This is a genomic window from Providencia sp. PROV209, from assembly GCF_028479485.1.
GTDB classification, from domain to species: Bacteria; Pseudomonadota; Gammaproteobacteria; order Enterobacterales; family Enterobacteriaceae; genus Providencia; species Providencia alcalifaciens.
Map to the genome: position 1 here is coordinate 487377 of NZ_JAMPNR010000001.1, position 15849 is coordinate 503225.

Annotated in this window: 18 protein-coding genes; 4 read left to right on the forward strand and 14 right to left on the reverse strand. The window is 41.6% G+C overall.

Annotation, left to right across the window (positions count from 1 at the left end; all coding sequences use genetic code 11):
- Positions 1–30 precede the first annotated feature (30 nt).
- A complete protein-coding gene (locus tag PR795_RS02295) occupies positions 31–741 on the reverse strand; it encodes an SDR family oxidoreductase (protein ID WP_006660835.1) in 711 nt (236 codons plus the stop codon).
- A gap of 231 nt (positions 742–972) precedes the next feature.
- Here PR795_RS02295 and pepT point away from each other — a divergent pair, with 231 nt between their 5' ends.
- Positions 973–2217 (forward strand): peptidase T, encoded by a 1245-nt coding sequence (pepT, locus tag PR795_RS02300; RefSeq protein ID WP_006661452.1) that lies wholly within the window; start codon positions 973–975, stop codon positions 2215–2217.
- Positions 2218–2322: 105 nt separating this feature from the next.
- Here the strand turns inward: pepT and PR795_RS02305 are convergent, their stop codons facing one another.
- The 8 genes from PR795_RS02305 to rluE form a co-directional block, all read right to left on the reverse strand.
- Positions 2323–3447, reverse strand: a complete 1125-nt coding sequence (locus PR795_RS02305; protein WP_006660837.1) for a ribosomal protein uL16 3-hydroxylase — start codon at positions 3445–3447, stop codon at positions 2323–2325.
- Positions 3448–3536: 89 nt separating this feature from the next.
- The gene (gene phoQ / locus PR795_RS02310) at positions 3537–4994 is read right to left on the reverse strand and encodes a two-component system sensor histidine kinase PhoQ (RefSeq protein WP_006660838.1); all 1458 of its coding nucleotides are present in this window, start codon (positions 4992–4994) and stop codon (positions 3537–3539) included.
- A gap of 1 nt (position 4995) precedes the next feature.
- Positions 4996–5670 carry a two-component system response regulator PhoP gene (gene phoP, locus PR795_RS02315; protein ID WP_006660839.1) on the reverse strand — a complete coding sequence of 225 codons (675 nt, stop codon included), beginning with the start codon at positions 5668–5670 and terminating at the stop codon, positions 4996–4998.
- Between the two features lie 184 nt (positions 5671–5854).
- Positions 5855–7225, reverse strand: coding sequence for an adenylosuccinate lyase (gene purB / locus PR795_RS02320; protein WP_006661453.1), 1371 nt, complete (start codon positions 7223–7225; stop codon positions 5855–5857).
- Between the two features lie 18 nt (positions 7226–7243).
- Positions 7244–7870, reverse strand: a complete 627-nt coding sequence (gene hflD, locus PR795_RS02325; RefSeq protein ID WP_006660841.1) for a high frequency lysogenization protein HflD — start codon at positions 7868–7870, stop codon at positions 7244–7246.
- 2 nt (positions 7871–7872) lie between these two features.
- Complete coding sequence (mnmA, locus tag PR795_RS02330; RefSeq protein WP_039862435.1) at positions 7873–8994, reverse strand: tRNA 2-thiouridine(34) synthase MnmA; 1122 nt, start codon at positions 8992–8994, stop codon at positions 7873–7875.
- 83 nt (positions 8995–9077) lie between these two features.
- On the reverse strand, positions 9078–9527 hold the full coding sequence (locus tag PR795_RS02335; RefSeq protein ID WP_154600931.1) for an NUDIX domain-containing protein: 450 nt from the start codon (positions 9525–9527) through the stop codon (positions 9078–9080).
- Positions 9520–10185: a 23S rRNA pseudouridine(2457) synthase RluE gene (gene rluE / locus PR795_RS02340; RefSeq protein ID WP_232373686.1), complete on the reverse strand. Its 666-nt coding sequence runs from the start codon at positions 10183–10185 to the stop codon at positions 9520–9522. Before rluE ends, PR795_RS02335 begins: the two co-directional genes overlap by 8 nt.
- 623 nt (positions 10186–10808) lie before the next feature.
- Between rluE and icd the strand changes: the two genes are divergently transcribed.
- The gene (gene icd, locus PR795_RS02345) at positions 10809–12062 is read left to right on the forward strand and encodes an NADP-dependent isocitrate dehydrogenase (protein ID WP_036975489.1); all 1254 of its coding nucleotides are present in this window, start codon (positions 10809–10811) and stop codon (positions 12060–12062) included.
- A 121-nt stretch (positions 12063–12183) separates the two neighbouring features.
- Here the strand turns inward: icd and PR795_RS02350 are convergent, their stop codons facing one another.
- The 5 genes from PR795_RS02350 to PR795_RS02370 all read right to left on the reverse strand — a co-directional run bounded on the left by PR795_RS02350 (position 12184) and on the right by PR795_RS02370 (position 14872).
- Positions 12184–13311: a site-specific integrase gene (locus tag PR795_RS02350; protein WP_132495238.1), complete on the reverse strand. Its 1128-nt coding sequence runs from the start codon at positions 13309–13311 to the stop codon at positions 12184–12186.
- Positions 13292–13534, reverse strand: a complete 243-nt coding sequence (locus tag PR795_RS02355) for an excisionase (RefSeq protein WP_154609795.1) — start codon at positions 13532–13534, stop codon at positions 13292–13294. Before PR795_RS02355 ends, PR795_RS02350 begins: the two co-directional genes overlap by 20 nt.
- A 171-nt stretch (positions 13535–13705) precedes the next feature.
- On the reverse strand, positions 13706–13891 hold the full coding sequence (gene csrA, locus PR795_RS02360) for a carbon storage regulator CsrA (protein WP_272516604.1): 186 nt from the start codon (positions 13889–13891) through the stop codon (positions 13706–13708).
- Positions 13892–13916: 25 nt separating this feature from the next.
- Positions 13917–14129: a hypothetical protein gene (locus tag PR795_RS02365; protein ID WP_272516605.1), complete on the reverse strand. Its 213-nt coding sequence runs from the start codon at positions 14127–14129 to the stop codon at positions 13917–13919.
- A 98-nt stretch (positions 14130–14227) separates the two neighbouring features.
- The gene (locus PR795_RS02370; RefSeq protein WP_132495232.1) at positions 14228–14872 is read right to left on the reverse strand and encodes a LexA family protein; all 645 of its coding nucleotides are present in this window, start codon (positions 14870–14872) and stop codon (positions 14228–14230) included.
- A gap of 100 nt (positions 14873–14972) precedes the next feature.
- Here PR795_RS02370 and PR795_RS02375 point away from each other — a divergent pair, with 100 nt between their 5' ends.
- A complete protein-coding gene (locus PR795_RS02375) occupies positions 14973–15179 on the forward strand; it encodes a Cro/CI family transcriptional regulator (protein ID WP_132495230.1) in 207 nt (68 codons plus the stop codon).
- Positions 15180–15216: 37 nt separating this feature from the next.
- Entirely contained in the window at positions 15217–15675 is a 459-nt protein-coding gene (locus tag PR795_RS02380) for a YmfL family putative regulatory protein (RefSeq protein WP_132495228.1), read from the forward strand.
- Positions 15676–15849: the final 174 nt, after the last annotated feature.

The window sequence follows — 15849 nt, forward strand, 5'->3', positions numbered from 1 at the left end:
GGGAGCGATAGCTCCCTAATTGCATGACGATCAAACGTTTTCATCCAGCATGGCTGGCATTGTTATCTCTTTTACACAAGTCGCGTTGCTTGTACTCAGAATAAAACGTACGGCATTCAGCACATCTTGTAATGGGATTAACGTTCCTTCACTATTCGCAATGACTTCATCAATAGGCATCGATAGCGGGAATTCTGTGGCTAGATAGCCTAAGTTCAAAATTGAAATACCGATTTTATCTTGGCGTAAGGTTTCCCTTAACGATTGTACAATCCCTCGCAGTGCATATTTTGTTGCACTAAATGTCACCTCTTTACCATTATGATTATCGAGCCCCCATGTTGAGCCAATTAAAATAATTTTACTATTGCTCCCCAAACGTAAGTTGGGCAATAGCGCCTTTATATTTAATAGGCAGGCGCTGATATTGGTCTGAATCATGGTCAGTAATTCAATATCGCTGGTGGATTCAAAATCATATTCAGCGGTAAAGGCTAATTTTTCCCATATACCCACATTATAAATAAGCACATCAATGGGCTGTTCCCCTATATGGTTTTTGATAGTCAATGCGGATTGAGAGTCACTCAGATCCGCGGGAAGCCAATGAAATCGTGGGTTTTTAAAGGGCGGCTCAGAGCGGGAAACACCATAAACGGTATCAGTGTAATCAGGTAGAGCTTCAACGAATGCTTTGCCTAATCCTTTGCTTACACCATAAATTAAAAATGTTTTTGTCATTGTGCCTCCATCCAATAAATTATTTTATAGTGGATTTAGTTATATAAGATATCCATTATATAACATAGTACTTAACGCAATGAGTTATCCAAAAATGCAGTAGGAAATGAACTATAAAATTAAATTAATTAGTTATCTTGCTCACTCTTTAGCTGCAAATCTGATTTGAGACAATAATTGTTTCTGTGATCTTTCCCATAATATCCCCATTGATATTTAGGGGGAGGTAGCATGGACAAACTCTTGGAGCGGTTTTTTGAATATACTGCTTTTGATACACAATCAAAACTGAATGCAAAAACAGTACCTAGTAGTACAGGTCAACTAAAATTTGCCCGCGCTTTAGCCAAAGAACTTAATTTACTTGGCTTTGAAAAAGTGACGCTAACCGAGCATGGTTGCTTAACGGCAATGATGCCATCCAATGTGGATTGGGATGTACCGGCAATTGGGTTCATTTCACATTTGGACACCGCCCCTGATTATTCAGGTAAAAATGTGTGTCCGCAAGTTCTTGAAAATTATCGAGGCGGGGATATAGCGTTAGGTATTGGTGATGAAGTTTTATCACCTGTCATGTTCCCTGTATTGCACGAAATGATTGGCAAAACGTTGATCATGACAGACGGTAAAACATTATTAGGCGCGGATGATAAAGCCGGTATCGCGGAAATTATTACCGCGATAGTACGTTTAGAAGGGCAAAATATTCCTCATGGAAAAATTTGTGTCGCCTTTACGCCAGATGAAGAAATTGGTCGCGGCGCACAACATATCGATTTCAAAGAGTTTGATGCTCGTTGGGCATATACCGTCGATGGTGGCGGTGTCGGTGAGCTTGAATTTGAAAACTTCAATGCAGCTAACGTCTCTATCAAAATCGTGGGAAATAATACCCATCCCGGTAATGCGAAAGGTGTGATGGTGAATGCATTGGGTTTGGCGACCCGTATTCACGCTATGCTACCTGTTGAAGAGACGCCTGAAAATACGGAAGGTTATGAAGGTTTTTACCACCTAACATCGATTAAGGGGAATGTAGAAAAAGCCGAAATGAACTACATTATCCGCGATTTTGACTTAGCCAATTTTGAAGCGAGAAAGAAAAATATTATCCGTATCGCAGAAAAAGTGGGTGAAGGCCTGCACCCAAGCTGTTATATCGAGCTGACATTGGATGATAGTTACTACAATATGCATAAAGAAGTGATGAAATATCCACATGTTGTTGAATTAGCTAAACAAGCGATGTTGGACTGTGATATTGAACCTGTCATCAAGCCGATCCGTGGGGGAACGGACGGCGCGCAGCTATCATACCGAGGCTTACCATGCCCGAATATTTTCACGGGTGGCTATAACTTCCATAGTAAACATGAGTTTATTACTCAAGAAGGTATGGAGCAGGCGGTGAGTGTGATTATGCGAATTGCGGAATTAACGGCTATTCATGCAAAGCGTAATACCGAGAAATAGTTTTTGATACGTTCTTAATATAAAAAGTGACAATAAAAATGCCCCGATGTGAGATGATGACATTCGGGGCATTTTGCTATTATTAACGGCTAATTATAAAAATAATTAGTCGTCAAAATACCAATATCCACTATTAATCAGTGCGGTAATTAATGCGATAAAATTCACATCGTCAAGGGCATCCCCAAGATTTGTATAGCTGACCGCATCGAAACGACACAGGCTGTCTGCGGCTTCATAGCATTTAGTCTCTAAAGACTCACCATTAACAAAGAACTGGTCACCCACGCGAAGTGCTCGTAACCCATTGAGTTTATATAAGGTTTCTTGCTCATCTTTCAGTAGGTTATAGATTTCATTTTGTTCATAAGGCGGCTCTGGCGGCGCTAAGTCTAATTCGTGGCGCGACTGAGAAATAAATTCACCTAACCATTTACGGAATAATTCAGGGTCGTTAATCAGAGACTCCATCATTTCACGTAATTTAATTTGTTCGCCTTGCAGAATTTCAGCCGGGTTATCACGGAAAGAGAGGTCAGGATCACTGTAGCGATAACTGCCTAAATCATTAGAAATTAAATGGTCAGCAAAGCTGCTCATGAGTTCACGCGCATTGGGTGCACGAAAGCCGACAGAAAAGTTTAGGGATGGCTCAATAGCGTAACCTTCATGTGGGAATCCTGGTGGGATATACAGAATATCACCGGGTTCCATTTCTTCATCAATAATGGCATCGAAAGGTTGTACTTGGAGCAAGTCTGGATGTGGACTGTGTTGTTTCATTGGGATTTTTTCCCCAACACGCCAATGGCGACGACCTTCGCCTTGAATAATAAACACATCGTATTGGTCTAAATGAGGACCCACGCCGCCTCCCGGCACTGAGTAGGAAATCATTAAATCGTCCATACGCCAGTCAGAAAGAACGCGGAAAGGTTTCATAAGTTGGGCGCTTGGGTGGTGCCAGTGGTCAACCGCTTGGACCAAAATCGACCAGTTTTCTTCACCTAAATGATCGTAGCTTTCGAAAGGTCCGTGAGCTACCTGCCAGATGCCATCTTTATGGCTGACTAAACGGCTATCCACTTCATCTTCCATCGCTAATCCCGCGAGCTCATCAGGCGAGATAGGATCAATAAAACGCGTAAAACCCTGTTTGATAAGCAGAGGTCGTTTCTGCCAATGACTGTCCAGAAAACTCTGCCAGTCAAGATTCAGTTTATAATCCATCTTATTGTTCCCTAGTTATGACAAATCTTCCTAAATAGTATACCGGAAATGGATTGTAAAACAGGGGTTAGAGGGCGTCAGTTCACAGATTAACTATCTTCAATGACGGCTTGCTGTCTAAATGTGACGGCGACCCTAGCACCGCCTAGTGGGCTATCCGAAATGATGATTTCACCATCGTATTGATCGATGATATCGACCGCAATAGATAACCCTAGACCTTGCCCCGGTCGTAGTGTGTCGGCGCGTTGTCCACGCATAAATATCAGGCTACGCTTACTTTCAGGAACACCTGGACCATCATCATCCACAAAAATTGTTAGACTATCGTGACCCGCAAGGGCGGTGACTTCCACAAACTCAAGGCAATATTTACAAGCATTTTCCATAATGTTGCCCATCACCTCCATAAAATCATTCGGTTGACCTAACCATGTGATTTCAGGGGAAATGTCTACGGTGATTGAGACACCTTTGTTTTGATACACTTTATGTAGCGCACTGGATAGACTATCTAAGATAGAGGGGACGGACGCAATTTCCCGTAACATGAGGTTCTCATCACCTTGGCTTGAAGCGCGGTGTAGATAGTAACCGACTTGTTGGGAGATTCGACCTATCTGCTCCAGCATGATGGGTTCGGCTTGTTCGATAGTCATCTCTTTGCCGGAGCGTAGCAGCCTTAATGTAGATTGCAGAACCGCTAACGGTGTTTTCAAACTGTGAGTCAGGTCTGACAAGGTTGTGCGATATTTGCTATAACGTTTTCGTTCGTTACTCAACAAAATATTTAGATTGCGGACTAATCCTCTGAGTTCTGCTGGTGGATTTTCATCCAGTGTTTCTCGCTCACCTTTCTCAAGACTACTAATTTGTGAAATTAATGACTTAATGGGGCGGACACTCCAGTATGCGGCAAGCCACAACAGTGGAATGACCAGCAGGAAGTTGGCGAGTATCACATAACCAAACCAATCCCAGACAACCCCAGTATTTTGCAAATCTTGCGGTAAGGTATCCACAACAACAATGGTGAGCGGTGGCATGGTTTCGGTTTCTAAATATTGATTGACCGAAACTGAGTGAGTTAATGGTTCATCGACATTATCGATATCGTTAAGTCGGCTACTGTAGTCAGGATTATTATTCAGTAATTGACGAGTTTCATCGATATCAGTGTCGATTTCATACAACCCATTTTTTTTGAGCCAATCGAGTTGAATGAGGCGCTCGATGCTGGGAACTTCCCGTTGACGCCATAAAACCTGCCCATTTTTATCATAAATGATAATCAAAGAGGGGTTATTCAGCGTAAAGTTAGGCGGAACTCGGATATCAATTTTACTATCTTGCCACTGGGCAAGGCTGTAAATTAGGTTACTTTGGCTGCGTAATAGGGTATAGGTTGTGCGGTCAAAACTTACCAAATACCCGACGACGGCCACAATTCCATAGGCTAAGGTTAAGGCGAGGATCACGGCTGAGGTCGCGCAAATAAAACGGGCCTGTAAAGAAAGTGGTTTGAACCTAAATTTACGAAATCGCATATCAGTTATTCACATCGAAACGGTAGCCTTGACCCCGAACAGTCACAATAACCTCTTGAGCATGGAACTGCTGGATTTTTTTACGTAAACGCCCCATGAGAACGTCGATAGTATGACTTTCACGTAGCTCAGCATCTGGGTAAAGTTGACGCATTAAAGAGTCTTTACTGACCACTTTACCATTATTACGCAGTAGTGTTTCAATGATGGTGTATTCGAAGGCGGTCAGTTTGACGGATTCGCCGTTGACGGTAAATTCTTTACGAGAGAGGTCGATGACAAAATTTTCAAGCTCTAACACTTGGGATGCCAATCCGCTATTACGGCGCATGAGCGCTTGCATACGGGCAACTAACTCTTCTAATTGGAATGGCTTAGTGACATAGTCATCTGCTCCGCTATTAAGCGCTTGCACTTTTTCTTGCCAACTTTCTCGCGCCGTTAACACTAAAAGCGGAATACTGACATGGTTACTGCGCCAGCGTTTGATCATGGAAAGCCCATCTTCATCAGGAAGACCTAAATCGACAACAGCAATATCAGGATGGCTTTCATTCAAAAAGTAATCAGCTTCTTTTGCGCCTTCAGCTGAATCCACTTGATGACCTAATTCTTTGAGTTGAACGGTTAAATGATGACGAAGTAGGGCGTTATCTTCTACGATAAGAATGCGCATCTGAGAACCTCATATAAAGCATGTAAATAATAATATTATAATTGGTATGGTAAAAAGAGATGGGACAAGGGACAAGATCTTAAGTAAATATAAGGCAAACGGATCGGAAAAATAGTCGAATCTGAAAATATTTGAAAATAAAAAGAACAGATGACAATAAGCCATCTGTTCTTAATATGATTAATTACTTGATTTCATCAATAAAGCTTACTGCATAACCAATATAGTTTGCCGGTGTCATGGCTTTTAGGCGCTCTTTTTCACTTTCTGGCAGTGCTAAACCATCGATAAATTGCTTCATGCCTTCGGCGGTTACGCGTTTACCTCGAGTGAGCTCTTTCAATTTTTCATATGGTTTTTCAATGCCATAACGACGCATAACAGTTTGAATTGGTTCTGCTAACACTTCCCAGTTTTGATCTAACTCATCCAGCAAGTGTTGTTCGTTAACTTCTAATTTGTTCAACCCTTTCATCGTGGATTGGTAAGCGATCAGTGCATAGCCCAAACCGACACCTAAGTTACGGAGAACTGTCGAGTCAGTCAGGTCGCGTTGCCAACGGGAAACAGGGAGTTTGCTTGCTAAATGACCTAATACCGCATTGGATAAACCTAAATTACCTTCTGAGTTTTCGAAGTCGATAGGATTCACTTTATGTGGCATGGTGGATGAACCAATTTCACCAGCAATGGTTTTTTGCTTGAAGTGGTTTAACGCAACGTAGCCCCAGATATCACGGTCAAAATCCAGAACGATCGTATTGAAACGCGCAACACAATCAAACAGTTCAGCGATATAGTCGTGTGGTTCGATTTGGGTTGTGAATGGGTTCCATTTAATGCCGAGTGAGGTCACGAAAGTTTCACTAAACTCGTGCCAGTTAACTTCTGGGTAAGCGGCAATGTGTGCGTTGTAGTTACCAACGGCACCATTGATTTTACCTAAAATTTCGACTTGCTCTAACTGGCGATATTGGCGCTCTAAACGGTAAGCGACGTTTGCAAATTCTTTACCAATAGTTGATGGGGTTGCTGGCTGCCCGTGTGTGCGAGAGAGTAACGGTAACTCACGATATTCGTGAGCCATTGCTTTAACTTTATCGATGATTTGACGCCATTGTGGCAGTAAAACGTCTTCACGAGCGGTTTTCAGCATTAATGCATGGGACAAATTGTTGATGTCTTCTGAAGTACAAGCAAAGTGAATGAACTCAGAAACGGCATGCAGAGCAGGAATATGGGCTACTTTTTCTTTCAGGAAATACTCGACTGCTTTAACGTCGTGGTTGGTTGTACGCTCAATTTCTTTGATACGCATTGCATCATTTTCGCTGAAATTCGCGACGATTTCGTCTAAGTAAGCGATTGCGTCAGCATCAAATGAAGGGACCTCTTTGATTTGAGCGGTTGCCGCCAGTTTTTGCAGCCAGCGAACTTCAACTTGCACACGAAATTTCAGTAAGCCAAACTCACTAAAAATAGTGCGTAAAGCGCTGACTTTATCACCGTAACGGCCGTCAATCGGGGATACAGCGGTCAGTGAGGATAATTCCATTGGTAGCAACTCCAGATTTTATAGGTGAGACAAAATTTGTTTCGCCTGATTAGACAGACGGCTTCGAGAAAACATGAGTTGGAGACGGCTGCCACCAACCTGTTGCCAAAGAACTGCACAGCGAATACCTGCGAGTAATGTGGCTCTAACTTTGGCTTGGACAAGGGTATTTTTCAGGATGTCAGGGGAACCCGTCACTTGAATTCGCGGACCTGCTGGACTGACAACATCCACATAAATACCCGCTAATGCGTTGAAAACACCTTCAGACATTGGCTCAAAATAGCTGGCTTGACGTTCAAGCTGCTCAATTCGCTGACCAAGTTGTTCCATTGCCTTGTCATCTTTACTTAAGCGGCGCTCTAGCGCCATGATGCTGAGCATATAGCGGGTCATCTCCGCAGAGATCCCGCTATTACCCCCCGTTAACATTCCCATTAGGGCGGTTAAACCAGTTTTTAAATTCGCTTCATCATTACCAAATACATCCAACGTGGTGGATGGATTCATGTTAGTCAGACAATCTACCATGGTTTTACCATCTTGCTCATTATATGAGCCCTCATGGGCTAGCTTTTGTACCATTAGACTTGCTTGACAGATACCCGCTAACGCAAGCGTGATATCGTAATAGTTTTTAGCCACATTTACTCCTGAATACGGGCTTCAATAACGCCGCCACCAAGGCAGACTTCGTCGATATAAAATACCGCAGATTGTCCCGGTGTAACAGCAGCAACCGGATAATCAAAAATCACTTGGATTTTTTCGGCACTCAATGGGGTTATTGTGCAAGGGATATCCGCTTGGCGATAGCGGGTTTTCACCACACAGCGTAATGGCTCAGTCAGAGGTTGTCTATCGACCCAATCTAATTGCTGAGCAATTAAGCCCACGGACATTAAGCGTGGATGTTCATGACCTTGCGCAACAATCAATTGATTGTTTTCAACGTCTTTATCCACCACATACCAAGGTTCCTCAGAACCTTCCTTTGTTCCGCCGATACCTAAACCTTTGCGCTGACCTAATGTGTGATACATCAATCCTTCGTGCTGACCAATAATTTCACCATCAACGGTAACAATCGGACCGGGTTGAGCAGGGAGGTAACGACCAAGGAAATCACGGAATTTACGCTCGCCAATAAAACAAATCCCCGTAGAATCTTTTTTCTTCGCGGTGACGAGACCAATTTCTTCCGCGATACGGCGAACTTCTGGTTTTTCTAATTCCCCAACAGGGAATAAACTTTTTGCAACCTGCTCGTGGCTGAGCGTGTATAAGAAGTAGCTTTGGTCTTTATTGTTGTCTAATCCGCGTAACAACTGGCTTTTGCCATCAACATCACGGCGACGAACGTAGTGACCTGTTGCAATGTAATCTGCACCAAGATCTTCTGCGGCAAATTCTAAGAAAGCTTTAAATTTGATCTCTTTGTTACACAAGATATCCGGATTTGGGGTGCGCCCCGCTTTGTATTCTTCTAAGAAATGTTCGAATACGTTATCCCAATACTCGGCGGCAAAGTTGATGGTGCGAAGCTCAATACCTAGTTTGTCACAGACAGCTTGAGCATCGGCGAGGTCTGTTGCCGCAGAGCAATATTCCTCATCATCATCTTCTTCCCAGTTCTTCATAAACAGCCCGATAACCTGATACCCTTGCTGCTGGAGCAAGTAGGCGGAAACGGAGGAATCAACACCACCGGACATACCGACGATGACTTTAATTTGGCTGTTATCTGATTTGGTACTGTTATCTGACATGGGAAATAGTCTCAATGCGGAAAAATCAAGCCCCATACTTTAGCACGTTGCCCCCTTATTGCACCAGCGTTAGGAAAATAATGTTACTCGTAATGATGACCAAAGGCGGCTAAAACGCTTACAGGGTGACTGATGCCTTCTTGGAAACAGCGCAAACTTTGGGCAACTAACGGTGAGCGAAGACATTTGCTGGTTAGAATTTCATCGGCAGTGACCCAGTGACAAGCGCTGATATCGTCATCATGAGGATGAGTTTCACAAGGGGCATCGAGTTCGAGAGAAAATAAGAAACGAATAAATTGCGTATTGTCGGGGGCAATCCACTGATGAATTTTGATTAATTTTTGAGGTTCGCCTACGATACCTGTCTCTTCATAAAGTTCACGCGCAGCCGCTTGCAGTAGTGTTTCATTAGCCTCAAGGTGCCCTGCGGGTTGGTTCCAGGTTGGCTTATTATTGACCCATTCTTCTACCACTAAAAAACGATCTTGAGCATGAACAAGAGTAGCAACAGTAACATTTGGTTTAAACAACAGTGACCTCCTTCCATTCGCCGGAAGATAAGTTATTGAGTGTAAAACTTCCCATGGAATAACGTATTAATCGTAGTGTAGGAAAGCCAATATTGGCAGTCATCCGGCGAACTTGCCGATTCCGTCCTTCATAAAGCGTGATCTTCAACCAACTCGTTGGAATGTTTTTACGCTCACGAATCGGGGGATTTCTGACCCACAGCCACTCCGGTTCATCGACTCGCTCAATCCCTGCTGGTAAGGTGGGACCATCATTGAGTGTTAATCCTTGACGGAATTTTGCGAGAGCGGTTTCATCGGGAATGCCTTCTACTTGAGCATAGTAGACTTTCCCTGTTTTTTTCTGTGGTTGGGTAAGTTCTGCTTGTAATTTTCCATCATTCGTAAGCACTAACAGACCTTCACTGTCCCTATCTAGGCGTCCGGCAGCATAAACATCAGACACAGGAATATAATTTTTTAACGTTTCACGACCTTGCTCATCAGTAAACTGAGGCAGCACATCAAAAGGCTTATTAAAAATAATCACTTTCCGCGGCTGAGAGGCGCGTGCAGATGTATTCGTTGCAAGTGAACGACGTCGTTTGGATTGCGAAGTTAAGTGTTTGGTGTGGCTGCGATTAGGTGTATTCATCGTACTGTATTGAGAGTCATTCATGTCATGTGCAATAGGATAACGATATTTTGATAATAAAGTAAGACTGCACCTTTGAAGAGTGAATCAAGCAGTGTAATGAGGTTGATCCGTTTTTTAACATTTCAATGATTCATTTATTTCATTAATAAACAGTTTATAAATCTTAAGTTACCGTAGAATTTGATTATTTATTTTAATCAAATTTGATTAAATTTAGGTTATTAAAAATTCATTCGAAATCATTGTGATGCTGACTTTACTTCATTAAAACCATTAAATGCTAATAATTTAATTAAACCTATTAAATCATAGAGATAATATGGCTATATATTAATTTCTGTGAGCAGTACGAATGTTTAAATGAGATATTTTAGATAAACTACGGAATATAGCGATTAAACGCTTACGGAGGGATTTGACTGAGTTTTTAACTTTTTCAAGAATTAATAATCTTTTTCAATGGATTGATTTTGTTGAGTTTATTTTGATTGTGTCGAGTGTCTGGGCACATAAAAAATGCGTTAAATGCGATCTGTATAAAAGCTTAGTTTAGTAATCATTGGCGTTCGACGCAGATTGCAGTAGTATTGACAGGTCTCTTACAAAAAATTAACAAGCAAAATACGCAAGTGAAGGAGAGGTTAATGGATAGCAAAGTAGTAGTTCCGGCAGAAGGCGCTAAAATTACCATTGATGCAAAAGGCAAATTACACGTTCCGAATAACCCAATTATCCCTTTCATCGAAGGTGACGGTATTGGGGTTGATGTTACTCCTGCAATGCTGAAAGTTGTTGATGCAGCAGTAAAAAAAGCCTATAACGGCGAGCGTAAAATTTCTTGGATGGAAATTTATACGGGTGAAAAATCCACACAGTTATACGGTAAAGACGTCTGGTTACCACAAGAAACTCTCGATTTAATCCGCGACTATCGCGTTTCTATTAAAGGTCCATTAACCACACCAGTTGGTGGCGGTATTCGTTCCCTCAACGTTGCTCTTCGTCAACAGCTTGATTTATATATCTGCTTACGTCCTGTACGTTATTACAAAGGCACGCCAAGCCCAGTTAAACAACCTGAACTCACTGACATGGTTATTTTCCGCGAAAACTCGGAAGATATTTATGCCGGTATTGAGTGGAAAGCAGGTAGTGCAGAAGCAGATAAAGTGATTAAATTCCTGCAAAATGAAATGGGTGTAACGAAAATTCGTTTCCCTCAAAATTGCGGTATCGGTATTAAGCCATGTTCTGAAGAAGGAACTAAACGTTTAGTTCGCGCTGCGATTGAATATGCTATTGATAATAACCGTGACTCAGTGACTTTAGTTCATAAAGGCAACATTATGAAATTCACTGAAGGTGCATTTAAAGATTGGGGTTACCAGTTAGCACAAGAAGAATTTGGCGGTGAATTAATCGATGGCGGTCCATGGGTTAAAATTAAAAATCCAAAAACAGGCAAAGATATCATTGTTAAAGATGTTATCGCAGATGCATTCTTACAGCAGATTCTGTTACGTCCAGCAGAGTATGATGTTATTGCGTGTATGAACCTGAACGGTGACTATATTTCTGATGCATTAGCCGCACAAGTTGGCGGTATCGGTATTGCACCAGGTGCAAACATCGGTTCTGAATGCGCACTATTCGAAGCAACTCACGGTACTGCACCTAAATATGCAGGCCAAGACAAAGTGAACCCAGGTTCTATCATCCTGTCCGCAGAGATGATGCTGCGCCATATGGGTTGGGTTGAAGCGGCAGACTTAATCGTTAAAGGTATGGAAGGCGCAATCGCGGCTAAGACTGTAACTTACGATTTCGAACGTCAATTAGAAGGCGCTAAATTACTGAAATGTAGCGAATTTGGCGACGCAATCATCAAACACATGTAATTTATTACGTAGTGTGATTAATAACGGGAACTTAATAGTTCCCGTTTTTTATTGTAACATTTGAAACGGTTATCAAAAAGTTATCAAAACGAATTATCAAAACCAATCAAAATAGTGATCGTTAAATAACTACTTTCACCCAATTCTTACCCCGGTCATCATTATATTTATCGGTCATTCTTTGCGATTTATGACCCAGCAAATCTTTAGTGTTTATCCCTTGCTCGCGATAGAGCCTTTCAGACAAAGAACGTTGTTCATGAAATGAAGCTGGCGTTCCTTCACCCCAATCAATATCAGTTTTATTTCGCGCTTTTTTAAAATTTGTTGTTATTGTATTTGCTGTGACTTGCTCACCGCGATTTGCTTGAGAAGTTGTATGGAAATAATGGATAAGATACTGACTGACAACGCGGTCACGACATCTTGAAATAACTTCTCTCAATGACATATTCAATGCATCAGATTTTAGCGCTAATGGAATAGCTAATTTACTCCCAGTCTTTTCTTGTGTGATATGTAAATGGTCATCCCAAATATCACTAAACTTCATTGCTGAAATATCGCCAAGTCGTTGTCCGGTAATTACTGCTAATAGCATCGCATTGCCTAAATACTTATGCTGTTTATCAGCAATATCAAATATTTTTTGCCATTCTTCCAAGTTTAAGCGCTGGCGGGTGATCCGTCGTTTTGGCTGCTTAGTGGCGAGTGCAGGGTTATATCCTGGTGGAACTTCACCAGCATGTTGTGCCTCTTTAAACACATCGATTAATACGGATCGAATAACTTGTGCCATGCGATGTTGGCCATTAGATTTATATTCATCGAGTATTGATGCGATATCTCTCGCATCAACTGCTGGCAAAGGCTTCATTGCGAGAGAGTGGCGCATTAGGTCCACAGGTTTTCTTTTTTGCTTATATGTGTTTTGTTTTATATCACCGTCAGCAAGGCGCTCTTCTTGTATTACCCAGTAGCGATCTAGCCAAGTATTTACGGTGATCTCTTTACCTTTAATTCTTGCTACCCTATCACTGATCGCCATGACTTGACGGCTGCGTTGTTCCGCTAACCGGTTATTAGCTTCAATCGCAATTTCACGAGCTTCAGCCTCATTGTCACCGAGGGCATGATATTTGCCAGTTATAGGGTGGCGATAACGCCAATAAACCTTGTTAGCTTTTCTGCTAAATAGTGGGTAGAGATTAGGGATATTGACGTTATTTTTACGTGGACGGGCAGCCATCGTTTAAAATCCTTTGTAATTTAGGGTTATCACTCTTATTGATAACCGGTGATGTCAAATTACCGACTAAGTCGGCATCTTCTCTCACGCGCCAAATACCACCTTCTTTTTGTGCTGGTGGATAGAACAAGCCACTCCTAGCATAGCGTTGTAATGTCCCCAGTCGAGGAGGGCGACTTCTATAACGTTCGCTCGCCCATTCCTCCAAAGTTAGCATTTGCATAATTACCTCCACATTCTGCCGCATACAGATTAAGTATATTTTAGCCACAATATAAATAAGACCACTGACAGTAATTAAACACATATTTACCCGTATGGACTGATGCCAATGGTCTTATTTATATTTAGAAAAAAGAGGCGGCATGGCACCGCCAAACATTATCAATAATTACTAACTAGCACTGGCATTATTATTTTCAGCTTGGATCCGAAGATAAATTACTTCGCGGTGAATACTTGTATCTTTTGGTGCTTCGATACCAATCCGCACCTGGCATCCTTTGATTCCCAAAACAGTGACTTTGACATCATCACCAATAACAACTGTTTCACCAGCACGACGAGTTAAAATAAGCATTCCACTAATTACTCCACATAGTTGATTAGTTGATTGCTGCTAGGCCTAGACCTGCATTGCAGATCTCAGTTTGCTCGTAAATATCATCTTCGATTCTTACCAGCTTTTCTTTGAGTTCTGCGTAGGCAGCGTTAAGGCTTTCAAGTTTTTTAAGTGCAGCAGCTTTCTCCAAAATCCACGCATGAATTTCATCTGTGGACATTGGGTTGTTAAAAGTAACGATTGGTTTTGTGTGCATGACTACCTCCTAAGTTGTCTTAGATATAAACTAATTCAACTTAGGATTTGTGTCAATGCGAAAATCTAAGAAAACTTAGGATTTAATTGTGTGGATAGTTATAACTCATACTGGACACCACGAACTAGACCGACTATTTCGCAGTTACCATTGATAGGAATGTTGTTATAGCGAGGATTTAAAGGCATCAAAAACTTGTTGGGGCCATCTACAACATAACGCTTTACTGTTACTTCATCAGAGCCTTGTAGTCTAGCGACTACAAATTTTCCACTCACAATTTCAGCTTCAGGGTCGACAATTACAGTTGAGCCTTCAGGTATAGATGGCAAGCCATACGGATTAGTCATGGAATCACCAATGACACGCAAGGCAAATGACAAGGGGGATACCCTAAGTGTGGTTTCTATAAATTCAAGGTCTTCGTCATATATCTGATTTGGAGCGTAATCAGTGAAATTACCAGCTTGAACATAGGATAGTACAGGTACTTTCTGTGCACTGGTTATGATATTCGATGATTGTTTAGATGGGATACCATACAAAATATACGCTTCAGTCGTATTGAAATATCGAGCTAATTTCAAGAGAGCATCACTTCTAGGGGTGTTTAGGTCTTTTTCCCAATACCCCACAGTAACATCTGATACGCCACAATACTTCCCAAGATCTTTCTGGGTGGTTTTAGTGACGTTTCTGAGAGCCTTTATTCTGCTTCCAATAGTGCTTTGGGTATTACTCATATACAAATCCATTTTAGCTAAAACTAAGTTATCTTAGTTTTTATTGACCAAATATAAATTAACAATTATTATCTAATCTAACTTAGATTTAGGGGGCGTTATGACAACTGAACAGATTGAAAAATACTTTGGCACTACTAATAAAATCGCAGAATTTTTTTGTATTAGTCCAGAAGCATTCTATCAATGGAAAAAACGACCAAACCAATTAATCCCAAAAAACCGAGCAATGGAAGCGGATTATAGAACAAATGGTGAGCTGAAATATAACGCGGCGCTTTATCAAAACAGTACCAAAAGCAATTAACAGAGTTAACTACAAATAAAACAACGGAATTGTAGATATGTGCAAACAAACACTAAAAGAAGTCGTGAAAGAGATGTGCAAAGCATTCCCTGGTGGTCGTTCAGCGATGGCGGGTGCTTTGGGGATATCTGAAACCACTTTCAACAATAAGCTGTATGAAAAGAATGGTTGTCGATTCTTTGAGCATGACGAATTAGAGGCAATAGAAGAACTGTCGGGAACTAAGTTGCTGGTGGAGTATCACCTAGATCGCCATGGCATGACAGCGATGGAACCCATTGAAGCTGAAAAACTCGATCAGGTTGAGCTGTTTGATATTCGAATGAAGCTAGGCGCAATGCAGGGCGCGCTTGCAGTTTTAATTCAAGAAAGCATAGCTGATGGCATTTTAACTGGCGATGAAATCACTGCGATAAACAAAAAATCTCAAAAGGTTTTTGCTTATGCAAAGCACTTTATTGATTCACTACCTGTTGTTTATGGGGTTAAAGCGTAATGACCAAATTTAGGAAGGTTGACGCTCAGGATATGCGGTCCCGAGCGTCGGCGCTAATAACAACTTTTGTGGAGCAACTACTAGCATGAACAGTGTATGCCAAATTCAACCAATAAAGCAATTTAGATGCTTACCAGTCTCGAAACAAGGTTCGCTTCAATATGTAGAAATCAT

What these genes read in the sequence shown, in the direction of transcription:
- phoP (WP_006660839.1), bottom strand. Translation starts at nt 5,670, where the DNA reads ATGCGCATTCTTATCGTAGAAGATAACGCCCTACTTCGTCATCATTTA.
- mnmA (WP_039862435.1), bottom strand. Translation starts at nt 8,994, where the DNA reads ATGTCAGATAACAGTACCAAATCAGATAACAGCCAAATTAAAGTCATC.
- rluE (WP_232373686.1), bottom strand. Translation starts at nt 10,185, where the DNA reads ATGAATGACTCTCAATACAGTACGATGAATACACCTAATCGCAGCCAC.
- PR795_RS02375 (WP_132495230.1), top strand. Translation starts at nt 14,973, where the DNA reads ATGACAACTGAACAGATTGAAAAATACTTTGGCACTACTAATAAAATC.
- purB (WP_006661453.1), bottom strand. Translation starts at nt 7,225, where the DNA reads ATGGAATTATCCTCACTGACCGCTGTATCCCCGATTGACGGCCGTTAC.
- PR795_RS02370 (WP_132495232.1), bottom strand. Translation starts at nt 14,872, where the DNA reads ATGAGTAATACCCAAAGCACTATTGGAAGCAGAATAAAGGCTCTCAGA.
- csrA (WP_272516604.1), bottom strand. Translation starts at nt 13,891, where the DNA reads ATGCTTATTTTAACTCGTCGTGCTGGTGAAACAGTTGTTATTGGTGAT.
- PR795_RS02380 (WP_132495228.1), top strand. Translation starts at nt 15,217, where the DNA reads ATGTGCAAACAAACACTAAAAGAAGTCGTGAAAGAGATGTGCAAAGCA.
- icd (WP_036975489.1), top strand. Translation starts at nt 10,809, where the DNA reads ATGGATAGCAAAGTAGTAGTTCCGGCAGAAGGCGCTAAAATTACCATT.
- PR795_RS02295 (WP_006660835.1), bottom strand. Translation starts at nt 741, where the DNA reads ATGACAAAAACATTTTTAATTTATGGTGTAAGCAAAGGATTAGGCAAA.
- PR795_RS02305 (WP_006660837.1), bottom strand. Translation starts at nt 3,447, where the DNA reads ATGGATTATAAACTGAATCTTGACTGGCAGAGTTTTCTGGACAGTCAT.
- PR795_RS02355 (WP_154609795.1), bottom strand. Translation starts at nt 13,534, where the DNA reads ATGCAAATGCTAACTTTGGAGGAATGGGCGAGCGAACGTTATAGAAGT.
- pepT (WP_006661452.1), top strand. Translation starts at nt 973, where the DNA reads ATGGACAAACTCTTGGAGCGGTTTTTTGAATATACTGCTTTTGATACA.
- phoQ (WP_006660838.1), bottom strand. Translation starts at nt 4,994, where the DNA reads ATGCGATTTCGTAAATTTAGGTTCAAACCACTTTCTTTACAGGCCCGT.
- PR795_RS02365 (WP_272516605.1), bottom strand. Translation starts at nt 14,129, where the DNA reads ATGCACACAAAACCAATCGTTACTTTTAACAACCCAATGTCCACAGAT.
- PR795_RS02350 (WP_132495238.1), bottom strand. Translation starts at nt 13,311, where the DNA reads ATGGCTGCCCGTCCACGTAAAAATAACGTCAATATCCCTAATCTCTAC.